11 protein-coding genes are annotated in these 12,522 nt (G+C 46.5%); all 11 read left to right on the forward strand.

Annotated features, from left to right (window positions below):
- The first annotated feature begins 67 nt into the window (after positions 1-67).
- The 11 genes from H9Q76_RS01565 to H9Q76_RS01615 all read left to right on the forward strand — a co-directional run bounded on the left by H9Q76_RS01565 (position 68) and on the right by H9Q76_RS01615 (position 12,412).
- The gene (locus H9Q76_RS01565; protein ID WP_118734935.1) at positions 68-799 is read left to right on the forward strand and encodes a PP2C family protein-serine/threonine phosphatase; all 732 of its coding nucleotides are present in this window, start codon (positions 68-70) and stop codon (positions 797-799) included.
- Between the two features lie 5 nt (positions 800-804).
- A complete protein-coding gene (locus H9Q76_RS01570; protein ID WP_021986087.1) occupies positions 805-1,458 on the forward strand; it encodes an HAD family hydrolase in 654 nt (217 codons plus the stop codon).
- 213 nt (positions 1,459-1,671) lie between these two features.
- Positions 1,672-2,019 carry a hypothetical protein gene (locus H9Q76_RS01575; protein ID WP_021986088.1) on the forward strand — a complete coding sequence of 116 codons (348 nt, stop codon included), beginning with the start codon at positions 1,672-1,674 and terminating at the stop codon, positions 2,017-2,019.
- Positions 2,020-2,021: 2 nt separating this feature from the next.
- Positions 2,022-3,224, forward strand: a complete 1,203-nt coding sequence (locus H9Q76_RS01580) for a cation:proton antiporter (RefSeq protein WP_249321421.1) — start codon at positions 2,022-2,024, stop codon at positions 3,222-3,224.
- Positions 3,225-3,324: 100 nt separating this feature from the next.
- Positions 3,325-3,684, forward strand: a complete 360-nt coding sequence (locus H9Q76_RS01585) for a TIGR04086 family membrane protein (RefSeq protein WP_021986090.1) — start codon at positions 3,325-3,327, stop codon at positions 3,682-3,684.
- Between the two features lie 109 nt (positions 3,685-3,793).
- Entirely contained in the window at positions 3,794-3,934 is a 141-nt protein-coding gene (gene scfA, locus H9Q76_RS01590) for a six-cysteine ranthipeptide SCIFF (RefSeq protein WP_021986091.1), read from the forward strand.
- Between the two features lie 105 nt (positions 3,935-4,039).
- Entirely contained in the window at positions 4,040-5,431 is a 1,392-nt protein-coding gene (gene scfB / locus H9Q76_RS01595; RefSeq protein WP_021986092.1) for a thioether cross-link-forming SCIFF peptide maturase, read from the forward strand.
- Between the two features lie 24 nt (positions 5,432-5,455).
- The gene (locus tag H9Q76_RS01600; RefSeq protein ID WP_021986093.1) at positions 5,456-7,666 is read left to right on the forward strand and encodes a protein translocase subunit SecDF; all 2,211 of its coding nucleotides are present in this window, start codon (positions 5,456-5,458) and stop codon (positions 7,664-7,666) included.
- 63 nt (positions 7,667-7,729) lie between these two features.
- A complete protein-coding gene (recJ, locus tag H9Q76_RS01605) occupies positions 7,730-9,577 on the forward strand; it encodes a single-stranded-DNA-specific exonuclease RecJ (protein ID WP_249321422.1) in 1,848 nt (615 codons plus the stop codon).
- Positions 9,578-9,605: 28 nt separating this feature from the next.
- Positions 9,606-10,130, forward strand: a complete 525-nt coding sequence (locus H9Q76_RS01610) for an adenine phosphoribosyltransferase (RefSeq protein ID WP_021986095.1) — start codon at positions 9,606-9,608, stop codon at positions 10,128-10,130.
- A gap of 5 nt (positions 10,131-10,135) precedes the next feature.
- A complete protein-coding gene (locus tag H9Q76_RS01615; RefSeq protein ID WP_021986096.1) occupies positions 10,136-12,412 on the forward strand; it encodes a RelA/SpoT family protein in 2,277 nt (758 codons plus the stop codon).
- Positions 12,413-12,522 lie beyond the last annotated feature (110 nt).

Genomic DNA, 12,522 nt, shown 5'->3' on the forward strand with positions numbered 1-12,522 from the left:
ACCGCTGGGCATATTATAATCAGAAAAGCGAAAACGGTAACAGGGAAAATTGGTAGGAGGTTGACGCATGGTAGACGTTGCGATGCTGACAAAGCAAGGGGGAAGAGATCACAACGAGGATTACATACGGAAAGCAACATACGAAGAACAGCTCTGCCTGATCTTGTGTGATGGACTTGGCGGGCATGCCTGCGGGGAAATAGCATCGGAACTGGTTGCAGAAAGCATAGCAAAGGGATTTGAAAAACAGGGCTACTATGCCGGATTTTTCAAGGATGCATTGGAACAGGCACAAAAAGAATTACTGGAAGAACAGGTGCGGCGGGATCTGTGCAACTCCATGAAGACAACGGCAGTTGTGCTTGTAATCACACCGGACCTGATACAGTGGGCGCATATCGGGGACAGCCGGTTGTATCGGATTTACGAGAATGGAACAAAATATCAGAGAACGCGTGACCATAGCTTAGTACAGATTCTATGCGATACCGGAGAGATCAGGGAATCCGAGATCCGTACGCACGAGGATCGGAACAAGCTGCTGCGTGCGATGGGCGCACAGTGGGGGACGAAAACGTATGATATAAGTGCGGTTGTGGAGCGCGGAGAGACACAGGCGTTTGTGTTGATGACGGATGGTTTCTGGGAGTATGTCTATGAGGAAGAGATGCTTGCCACATACAAGGAAGCATTCTCTGCACAGGCTTGGTTAGATGCAATGGAAAAATACGTGCTGAAGCGGGCAGACATGACAAAGACGGATAATTATTCTGCAATCGTTGTCCGCGTGGAGGAATAAAGAAGATGTTTCGGGCAGTTGTATTTGATATGGATGGTGTCATTACGGACACGGAAAAATTATACAGGAGATTTCAGTTAGAGGAAGGCAAGAAGCTGGGAATCCCGGATGATGTGATGGTCGTTGCCTGCGAGCGTATCGCGGGTGGCACGAAGTACACAAACAAGAAGAGCTTTGAAGATGTCGTCGGTATGGGAATTGATTATTTTGATTTTCGGGAAGCGGTCGTGAACAAGCTGGACGCGCATATCCGGGCACACGGCGTGGAACTAAAGCCGGGCGTCGCAGATACATTAAAATATCTGAAAGAAAAAGGTGTTAAGGTTGGACTTGCAACTTCTACGGTGCGTGAACGTGCCACGGGATATCTGAAGGCGCATCATATTGACCGGTATTTTGATGAGCTGGTGTTCGGAGATACGGTTGCACATGGTAAGCCTGCACCGGATATTTACCTGAAAGCGTGTGAGATGCTGGATGTAAGACCGGAGGAGGCAATCGCCGTGGAGGATTCCATCAACGGAATCGTATCGGCGGGGCGTGCCGGCATGTATCCGGTTATGGTGATCGATCTGATCGAGCCGAACGACACCACGAAACAATACGCTAAGAAAGTATATGAATTCGGACGCATCGACCGTCTGAAGGAGTTAATATAGTGTCGAACAAGACTACTATGTAGATGGAAGATGTATGTAGATATGATTCTAAGACAGACCGTTGAAGCACGCTGGCACTTAACGAACGTAGTGAGTTTAGTACCATTGCGTGCTGAACCGAGCGAGAGCGTGTCTGTGTAGAATCATATCTACATACATCTTTGGAATAAAATATATCTTGTTCGATACGAGAATAATATGGAGGACAGAAAAATGAGTAACATGAATTTGCTGGTTGTTATTTTGAAACATGAGGATCTGGTAAGCGAGATCTGTAAGGAACTGGTAGAAGAAGGGATTCATGGAGGTACGATCGTTGATGGTACCGGTATGGCGAGTGTTGTCGAGAAGATGGATGACCTTCCGATCTTTGGAATGCTTCGTTCCATCCTTGCGGATGATGACGATCATGAAGTGGTAAAGATGATGTTCTTTGTCGTAGATGATGAAGAAATGAAGAAGGCACGCAAGACGATCAACGATGTGATCGGACTGGACAAGCCGAACACCGGAATTATGTTTGCACTTCCGGTATCATTTGTGGAAGGCTTGGGTGCGTAATCATGGATTTGAATATTTTAACGTATTTAGGGATTATGTTGCTTGCAGCACTGATCGCAGGCAAGATTGTCAAACAGATGCGACTCCCGAATGTGACAGGATATCTGGTAATCGGATTGCTGATTGGCCCGAACTGTTTGAAGATTTTGAGTGAAGAATTGATTGACAGTATGGACCTGGTGACAGAGCTGGCGCTCGGATGCATTGCTTTTTCGATTGGTGCGGAGTTTAAAACAACCTTTTTGAAGAAAGTAGGGAAAGCCCCGCTCGTGATAGGAATTACAGAAGGTGTGGGAGCAGTACTTGTTGTAGATACAATTCTGCTTCTGCTCGGATATAATGTCAGCTTTGCACTGGCGCTTGGCGCGATTGCATCTGCGACGGCGGCAGCATCTACGATGATGATCGTGAAGCAGTATAAAACAAAAGGCCCTGTGACAAACACCCTGCTTCCGGTCGTGGCACTTGATGATGCGGTGGCATTGATTGCATATGGACTTTCGATGGCAGTAGCCAATGTGATCAGCTCAAGCGGAAGTGCACCGGTAAGCAAGCTTCTGATTGCCCCTTGTGTCGAGATATTCGGCGGTTTGTTATTCGGCGCGGTGCTTGGTGTCATCATGGCACTGCTGGTGAAGTTTTACACCGGTCGGGGCAACCGTCTTGCAATTACGATCATGATGATCTGTCTGTGCGTGGGCGTTTCTGATATGGTAGGATTTTCGTCATTGCTTGCATGCATGATGCTTAGTACGATCTTTGCGAATATTTCAAAGCAGAGCGACAAGATCTATGAGCCGCTGGACCGGATCACGCCACCGATTTACATGATGTTCTTCATCTTGTCCGGAGCATCGCTGGATGTCACGGTCATTGTATCTGTCGGAGTTGTTGGAGCGGTCTATGTCGTAGGTCGTATCATTGGTAAAGCGCTGGGGGCAGCGTTCGGGGCGAAGATCTCGAAGGCGCCGAAGGTTGTCCAGAAATGGCTTGGTCTGACGCTTGTGCCGCAGGAGGGCGTGGCGATTGGTCTTGCCACATCGGCAGGTAAATCGCTGCCACAGTATGCCGCGCAGATCCAGACGATCGTGTTGTGTGGTGTTGTTATCTACGAGCTGATAGGACCTGTCATTACGAAGCTTGCATTGAAGAAGGCAGGGGAACTCGTGGAGGAACCAAAGAAAAAAGCCAGTGCGAAAGCGTAAATAAGTGAAATAGAAAGTAATAAACGCAACTCATTTTTCATATATATAACCAAAGCAAGTGGGTATGGCGGTCTGCCACACCGGACGAATGGGAGTCTATATGGAAAAACGGGTTGCGTTTTGTGTTTTAAAGGCACTGGTTGCAGCGTACATTGTGACCGGGCTTTTGCTTTTAATTCTGGCATTTGCATTGTATAAGCTGGGATTGAGTGAGAATGTTGTAGAACTGGGTGTTGTGTTTATCTATCTGCTGTCGAGTGCCATCGGCGGATTCTTCATCGGTAAATGCATGGAAGTAAAGCGGTTGTTGTGGGGCGTGTTGCTCGGATTGTTCTATGCGGTGCTCCTGCTTGTGTTATCTTTGATCGTGCGTGGAAATGCACAGGGAATCATACAATCCGGGTTGCTTAATACATTGATCTGCCTCGGTGGAGGGGCAATCGGTGCATTTCTGTCATAAAACATGGCAGAAATGCGTATTTACAAGTAGAATGTAAAAAAATAATGATGACAAATGACAGGACATGTGATAAAATATCCATTAATAATGCTAGTAGGAGGCGATAAAGATGAAGAGAATCAAAACTTTGACAGAAAAGACAATGAAGAGCACTGTAGTTAAGGGTGGTTGCGGCGAATGCCAGACATCTTGCCAGTCAGCATGTAAGACAAGCTGTACAGTTGGTAACCAGAGCTGCGAGAACAACTAATTACAGATAAAGAAAGTGTAATACATACACTTCGCACAAGAAAAGGGGATATCCTGCGATGTCCCCTTTCCTTAATGAATAAGAGAAATAGGAGTGACTAAGAAAGTGGTACACCAGTACAAGAACAATGGGTATAATATCGTGCTTGATGTGTGCAGCGGCTCCGTACATGTAGTGGATGACCTTGTATATGATATGATTGCGATGTACAAGGATAAGAAATTCGAAGAGATTGAACAGGCAATTTTAGAGAAGTATGGAGATACCTATAGTAAGGAAGATATCAAGGATGCGTATTCCGACATTTCCGAGTTAGAAGAAAAGGAACTGTTATTCACGGAAGATGTGTTCAAGGATGTCATTATCGATTTTAAGAAGAGAAAGACCGTAGTCAAGGCGCTTTGCTTACATATTGCACATGATTGTAACCTTGCCTGCAAGTATTGTTTCGCAGATGAGGGAGAATATCATGGTCAGAAACGGGAACTTATGAGTCTGGAAGTTGGCAAGCAGGCGATTGACTTTTTGATAGAGAATTCCGGAAACCGTGTAAACCTTGAAGTTGATTTCTTCGGCGGTGAGCCGTTGATGAACTTTGATGTGGTGAAGGAAATCGTAGCATATGGACGAAGCAAGGAGAAGGCGGCAAATAAGAACTTCCGTTTCACCCTGACGACAAATGGTATGCTGTTAAATGATGAAGTCATTGATTTCTGCAACAGAGAGATTTCAAACGTTGTATTGAGTCTCGACGGCAGAAAAGAGATTAATGACATGATGCGGCCAACCAGAAATGGAAAGGGAAGCTATGACATTATTGTGCCGAAGTTCCAGAAGTTCGTGGAGAAGCGCGGCGATAAGAGCTATTATGTGCGCGGTACATTTACGAGAAACAATCTGGACTTTACGAAGGATTTTGAATTGATGACCGAGCTTGGATTCAAGGAGATTTCCATTGAGCCGGTTGTCACACCAGATGAGAATGATTATGCGATCCGCGAGGAAGATTTACCAACGATTTTCGAGCAGTATGACAAGCTGGCAGTTGATCTGATCCGCCGGCAGAAGGAAGGAAAACCAGTGACATTCTTCCATTACAAGCTCGACTTAAATGGTGGTCCGTGTGTGTACAAGCGTCTGTCTGGATGTGGTTCCGGTACGGAGTATCTGGCAGTGACACCAACTGGAGATCTGTATCCGTGTCATCAGTTTGTTGGACACGATGAGTTCAAACTGGGTGATGTATTCCATGGTGTAGAACGAAACGATATCGTGGAAGAATTCAAGCTTTGCAATGTCTATGCCAAGGACAAATGCAAGGATTGCTTCGCAAGATTTTATTGCAGTGGCGGCTGTGCAGCGAATTCGTATCAGTTCCATGGCAATATATTAGACGCATACGATGTGGGTTGTGAATTGCAGCGGAAACGTGTCGAATGTGCCATTATGATGAAAGCAGCTCTGGCGGATGACGAAGAAGACGAAGCGGCAGAGTAAAATAAATGAAGGAGAGACAAAAAGATGAAGAAAACAAAAAGGAAAGCAGTCATCAATCTGATTATTTTCTTCCTGCTTCTGGCTGGCGGTATCTATATGGCAATCGCTGGTGTAGGACAGAATGAATCCGGTAAAACTGCGAATGTTCCGTTGGGACTGGATCTGCAGGGCGGTTTGTCCGTAACCTATGAGATTCAGGATGAGAAGCCGACAAGCGACGAGATTAAAGCAACTGTGGATAAGCTGCAGCGAAGAGTCGATGCGTACAGTTCAGAAGGTGAAGTGTATCAGGAAGGAAATGACCGTATCACGGTTGAGATTCCTCTGAACACAGAGAAGGTAGATGCGCATGACGTATTGGATGAACTCGGTCAGCCGGGACAGCTTCTGTTCCTTGATTCCGAGAACTATACAATCTGGCAGCAGAATCAGAACAATGGTACGAACGATGCATACGAAGCAGTTCTGACAGGTTCTGATATCAAGAACGCACAGGCAGGTGTGGACGACAGTGGTACAGTGAAGGATTATGTTGTACAGCTTCAGTTTACAGATGAAGGTGCGCAGAAGTTTGCAACTGCAACTGCAGCCAATATTGGAAAGCCAATCTATATCATCTATGATGGAGCCGTTGCAAGTGCTCCAACTGTACAGAGTGCAATCACAGATGGTAATGCAGTTATCAATAAGATTTCCAGCTATGATGAGGCAGAAAGCCTTGCATCAACAATTAAGATTGGTGCGCTGCCTCTGGAGTTGAAGCAGATTCAGTATAATATCGTTGGTGCAAAGCTTGGTCAGAAAGCAGTATCAACAAGCTTGATCGCCGGTGCGATCGGTTTTGGCTTGGTATGTATCCTGATGATTGTACTGTATCGTTTCCCAGGATTTATTGCCAGCTTAGCACTGACAGGTTATGTTGTATTGATGCTTTTGATTCTGAGCATCCGACACATCACACTGACACTTCCTGGTATTGCAGGTATTATCCTGTCAATCGGTATGGCAGTGGATGCGAATGTCATCATTTTCACACGTATCCGTGAGGAGATCTCTGCAGGCAGCGGTGTGCGTGCGGCAGTGAAGGCAGGTTTCTCCAAAGCGCTTTCCGCGATTTTGGATGGTAATATTACAACTTTGATTGCAACCGTTGTTTTGATGATCCTTGGCTCTGGTAGTATCAAGGGATTCGCGGTTACATTGATGCTTGGTATTGTCCTTTCTATGTTTACCGCATTGTTTGTGACAAAGATGCTTTTGAATTCGTTCTTAGAGCTTGGCGTACAGAATCCAAAGATGTATGGTAAGGCAAAGGAGCCAAAGATTCACGGATATGTAAAGAACTTCAAGATTTGTGGTGTTGCTTCTTTGATCGTGATCATTGCAGGACTTGCGTTCCTCGGTGTAAACCATTCAAGAATTGGCAAGTCATTAAATTACAGTCTGGAGTTTACCGGTGGTACATCAACAACTGCTACTTTTGCAGAGGACGATGTATATACACTGGAGCGTGCAGAGTCTGAGGTTGCACCAGTGATAGCAGAAACAGCGGGTATTGATGCTGGAACGATTCAGATTCAGACAGTAGAAGGAAACAATCAGGTTATCTTCAAGACATCCGAGCTTACAGAAGAGCAGAGTGCAAAGATTGACGACCTGTTGAAATCACAGTTTAAGGCAACAGAAGTGGACAACCAGAGTATCAGTTCTACCATCAGTGGTGAGATGAAGAAAGATGCGATCGTAGCGATTGCAGTATCTTCTGTATTGATGCTTCTGTACATTGCGTTCCGGTTCTCTGACGTGAAGTTTGGTGTCAGTGCGGTGCTTGCTCTTGTACATGATGTATTGGTTGTATTTGCGGCATACTCCATCGGAACACTGTCCGTTGGTAATACATTTATTGCGTGTATGCTGACAATCGTAGGTTACTCGATCAACGCGACAATCATTATCTTCGACCGTATTCGTGAGAATATGCGGACACAGGATAGTAAAGAAAGTCTGGAAGAGCTTGTCAACAAGAGTATCGGACAGACATTTACAAGAACAATTTATACATCCCTGACAACCTTTATCATGGTATTTGTATTGTTCGTGATGGGCGTAACTTCTCTGAAAGAATTTACATTCACATTGATGCTTGGTATCGTGTGTGGTGCTTATTCATCTGTATGTATCACCGGACCACTCTGGTATACAATGAAGAAGAAATTCTCCAAGAAAAATGCATAAGTAAAATAAGGTGGGGCTGTTTCGGCAGCCCCATTTTTAAGTGAAGAAGAGAGGAACACAGATATGTCGGAGTACAAAAAAGAAGAATGGCGGGTGAAACAGCCAGCCGCAGATATCCGCGCACTGGCAGAGCGGTTCTCGATCAGCCCGATATTGGCGCATATCATCGTGAACCGGGAGATCACGGAGCCAGATGCGGTTGCGTGTTATCTGAGTGATGATCTTGCATACACTCATGATCCAGCGTTAATGAAGGACATGGACAAGGGCTGCCAGATTATGAAAGAAAAGATTCGGGCAGGAAAGAAAATCCGTATTATCTCCGATTACGATGTAGATGGCATCACATCGAATTATATTCTGTATCAAGGGCTGCAAAAGGCAGGGGCAGATGTCTCTTATGATATCCCACACCGGATCATGGATGGGTATGGGATGAATGTACGGCTGGTGGAAGCGGCATACGCCGATGGCGTGGATACGATTATCACCTGTGACAATGGAATTGCGGCGGAGACCGCAGTCACCCGGGCGAAAGAACTTGGAATGACGGTGATCGTTACGGATCATCATGAGGTGCCGTGCGAGGTGACGGAAAACGGAGAAAAAAATTATCTGTATGTGAACGCGGATGCCGTGATCGATCCGCACCGCCCGGATTGCGCATATCCCTACAAGGACTTATGCGGCGCTGGTGTGGCGTACAAATTCATCCGGCATTTATACCGGGTGACGGAGCTTCCGTGGGAAGACGAAGATGCCTATATGGATATCTTAGCGCTTGGTACGGTGTGTGATATCATGCCGCTCACAGATGAGAACCGGATCTTTGTCAAGCGTGGACTGCGGAGACTTACGAACAGTACGAATCCTGGAATCAATGCGTTGAAGAAAGCGTTAGGTCTTGATGGAAAGCCAATCGAGGTGCATCATTTGAGCTTCCGGATTGGTCCGAGTCTGAACTCGACCGGACGACTGGAAAGTGCGAAAGAGGGCGTTGAGCTGCTGCTGACCGATGATCCGGCGCGGGCGGAAAGCCTGGCACAGGATATGGCGAAGCTCAACGAACTGCGGAAGGAGATGACCGACCGCGGTGTGCGGGCGGCAACGGACTGGGTGCGAAAGGATATTCGCATGATTCCGACCGAAGATGGTGTGAAAGAAAAGGAAATCGGGGATGATAAGGTTATCGTCCTGTATATGCCGGGGATTCATGAGAGCATCGCGGGACTGATCGCGAGCAAGCTGAAGGAAGCATTTTACCGTCCGACGCTTGTTTTTACCGATGCGGAAAATGGACATGGACTGAAAGGCTCCGGGCGTTCGATTGAGACGTATAATATGTTTGATAAGCTCTGTGAACATAAAGAGTTGTTTGTGAAGGTTGGCGGACACCCGATGGCGGCGGGCTTTACGATTACGCGCGAAGCACTCGAACCGTTACGCGAAGCGTTAAACCGGGATTGCAATCTGACAGACGCGGATCTCGTCGAGAAGCTGTATGTGGATGAATCCTGTGCCATCAAGCAGCTGACATTGCCCCTCTATGAGGAGCTTGCAAAGCTGGAACCATACGGAACTGCCAATGTAAGACCATTGTTCGGTATCGTGAAAATGGGTATTCGATCGATCAAAATGGTTGGAAATGAAGGGCAATACGCACGTTGCACGTTTGTCGATGGCAATGGCACGCGCATAAACGGCATGGTATTTCGTGGAAAAGAGCTATTGGATAACATAAAAGTGTGGTTTGGAGACAAAGAATGTGATAAAATATTGAAGGGTTTACAAAACCATGCACTGATTGATATTCTGTATCATATGAAGAAGAACGAATTCAATGGAACCGTTTCGATTCAGATGGAGCCGGTATCAATCCGGAAAAGCGTATATTATGAGACATCAAAATAGAGCATAAGTGAAGGTAGGAGGAGCGCAAATGAAGAGTGTAAAGGATTATATCATCAGTATTCCGGATTTCCCAAGTAAGGGGATTATATTCCGAGATGTGACAAGTGTACTGGAAAGCCCGGAAGGGTATGCACTGGCAATTGATGAGCTGAACAAGCTGTTAGATGGAGTGGACTATGATCTGATCGCAGGTACAGAATCGAGAGGATTTATCTTTGGCGCACCACTTGCCTATATGAACAAGAAGGGATTTATCCCGGTTCGTAAGAAAGGAAAGCTGCCACGTGAGACAGTCGAGATGAGCTACGATCTGGAGTACGGTTCTGCAACGATCGAGATCCATAAGGATGCGATCAAGCCGGGCGACAAGGTTGTACTGGTCGATGATCTGATAGCGACAGGCGGTACGATTCAGGCAGCAGCCAAGCTCGTCGAAGAGCTGGGTGGTGAGGTAGTAAAGATGATCTTCTTGATCGAGCTGACCGATCTTGGAGGAAGAAAATTGCTGGAGGGCTACGATGTAGCATCTGTTGTACAGTACGAAGGTGAGTGATTTTTATGGCGGATACAACCTATAAGATACCACATGATACACTGAAAAAAGAAATCAGTAAACCGGAGGATTTTACGCCGCCGGAGGAATTGTATAAAAAATTGATTGCTACCATTCGCGCGTATCGTCCGACGACGGATCTGTCGGAGATCGAGAAGGCGTATAAGATTGCAAGCAAAGCGCACGAAGGTCAGAAGCGAAAGTCCGGGGAACCATATATTATTCACCCGCTTTGCGTGGCAATCATTCTGGCAGAACTGGAACTTGATAAAGAGACGATCGTAGCAGGAATCCTGCATGATGTTGTAGAGGATACGGTTATGACGCGGGAGGAGATTGCAAAGGAGTTCTCCGAAGAGGTAGCACTGCTTGTCGATGGCGTTACGAAGCTGACACAGCTCGATCTGTCACAGGATAAGATCGAGGTTCAGGCAGAGAACCTGCGTAAGATGTTCCTTGCGATGGCAAAGGATATCCGTGTCATCCTGATCAAGCTTGCCGACCGTCTGCACAATCTGCGTACAATGCAGTACCAGTCCCCGGCAAAGCAGATCGAAAAGTCGCGTGAGACGATGGATATTTACGCACCACTCGCACACCGCCTTGGTATTTCCAAGATCAAGGTCGAACTCGATGACCTCTCCATGCAGTATCTCTATCCAGAGGTATACAAGAACTTAAAGGAAGAGATCACCACACGACTGAATGCGAGCGAGGATTTCATCGTACAGATGGTAGAACAGGTTAAGCAGTATATGAAGGAAGCTGGCATCGAGGCAGAGGTAGACGGACGTGTCAAGCATCTGTTCTCCATCTATAAGAAAATGATCACGCAGAATAAGACGCTCGACCAGATTTACGATATTCATGCAATTCGTATCAAGGTCGATACGGTACGGGATTGTTATGCGGCACTCGGAATTATTCATGAGAAATACAAGCCAATTCCGGGACGTTTCAAAGATTATATCGCAATGCCGAAAGAGAACATGTACCAGTCTCTCCACACGACATTGATTGGACCGGGTGGTCGTCCGTTCGAGATTCAGATTCGAACCTACGAGATGCACCGTACCGCGGAATATGGTATTGCTGCACATTGGAAATACAAAGAAGGCGGCAGTGGCAAGAACGATAACGAAGAGCAGAAGTTAAGCTGGCTCAGACAGATTCTGGAATGGCAGACCGATACGACAGATAACAAGGAATTCATGAACGCCATCAAGACAGATTTGGATCTGTTTTCAGATCAGGTGTATGTATTTACACCAGCGGGCGATGTCAAGAATCTTCCGGCTGGTTCTACACCAATTGATTTTGCCTACAGCATTCATACGGCGGTCGGAAACAAGCTGATTGGTGCGCGTGTCAATGGACGGCAGGTGCCGATTGAGACAGAGCTTCATAATGGTGATCGTGTTGAGATTATCACATCGCAGAACTCCAAAGGTCCAAGTATGGACTGGCTGTCTGTGGTAAAGAGTTCACAGGCAAAGACGAAGATTAACCAGTGGTTCCGGCAGGAGAACAAGACAGATAATATCCAGCGTGGTAAAGATGCGATGGCAGCATACTGTAAGACAAAGGGTATCGTGTTATCGAACCTTTTGCAGCCGGAACTGCAGGAAAAGGTAATGAAGAAATACAACTTCCTGACATGGGATGCCGTGCTTGCATCAATCGGACATGGCGGACTGAAGGAAGGACAGGTTGTCAACCGTCTGCAGGAAGAATACAAAAAAGAAGAAGCGAAGAAGATCACAGAGGAACAGATTGTTGACAAGATCAACACACCGGGCAGAGGCGAAAGTCACAAGCATGCCAAGGGTGGTATTGTGGTCAAAGGTATGGACGATGTTGCAGTGCGTTTTTCACGCTGCTGTGCTCCAGTACCGGGTGATGAGATCGTCGGTTACATCACGCGTGGACGTGGAGTATCCATTCATCGTACCGATTGCGTAAATGTCCTCTGCATGGATGAATTTGACCGGAAACGTCTGATTGAGGCGGAATGGTCTGAAGATCTGCTGCAGAATCAGAAGATGTATATGACGGAGATTAACATTTACGCGAACGATAGTAAGGGTTTGGTGTTCTCGCTGTCGAAGATCTTCAATGAGGAGAACATCAACCTGACAGGTATGAATGTCCGTGTCAATAAGCAGGGCAAGGCGACGGTTTCCGTGAAGTTTGAGATTCGCTCGAAGGAGCAGCTCAACAAGCTGATCGCGAAGATCCGGAACGTAGAGGGAATCATCGATATCGAGCGGACTACGGGTTGATTGTATGAATTAACGTATTGGTGGAAGAGTTGAACACAACTGCGCAATTCCATGCAGACGCGCTCTCGCTCGGTTCAGCACGCAGTGGTACTAAATTCGCGACAAAAGAT

The organism is Wujia chipingensis, from assembly GCF_014337155.1.
In the GTDB taxonomy this organism is placed as follows: domain Bacteria; phylum Bacillota; class Clostridia; order Lachnospirales; family Lachnospiraceae; genus Coprococcus_C; species Coprococcus_C hominis.

Bases quoted from the DNA above. Each gene is read 5' to 3' on its own strand.
- recJ (WP_249321422.1), top strand. From the start codon at position 7,730: ATGTCGGAGTACAAAAAAGAAGAATGGCGGGTGAAACAGCCAGCCGCA.
- H9Q76_RS01615 (WP_021986096.1), top strand. From the start codon at position 10,136: ATGGCGGATACAACCTATAAGATACCACATGATACACTGAAAAAAGAA.
- H9Q76_RS01565 (WP_118734935.1), top strand. From the start codon at position 68: ATGGTAGACGTTGCGATGCTGACAAAGCAAGGGGGAAGAGATCACAAC.
- H9Q76_RS01575 (WP_021986088.1), top strand. From the start codon at position 1,672: ATGAGTAACATGAATTTGCTGGTTGTTATTTTGAAACATGAGGATCTG.
- scfA (WP_021986091.1), top strand. From the start codon at position 3,794: ATGAAGAGAATCAAAACTTTGACAGAAAAGACAATGAAGAGCACTGTA.
- H9Q76_RS01585 (WP_021986090.1), top strand. From the start codon at position 3,325: ATGGAAAAACGGGTTGCGTTTTGTGTTTTAAAGGCACTGGTTGCAGCG.
- H9Q76_RS01600 (WP_021986093.1), top strand. From the start codon at position 5,456: ATGAAGAAAACAAAAAGGAAAGCAGTCATCAATCTGATTATTTTCTTC.
- H9Q76_RS01570 (WP_021986087.1), top strand. From the start codon at position 805: ATGTTTCGGGCAGTTGTATTTGATATGGATGGTGTCATTACGGACACG.
- H9Q76_RS01610 (WP_021986095.1), top strand. From the start codon at position 9,606: ATGAAGAGTGTAAAGGATTATATCATCAGTATTCCGGATTTCCCAAGT.
- H9Q76_RS01580 (WP_249321421.1), top strand. From the start codon at position 2,022: ATGGATTTGAATATTTTAACGTATTTAGGGATTATGTTGCTTGCAGCA.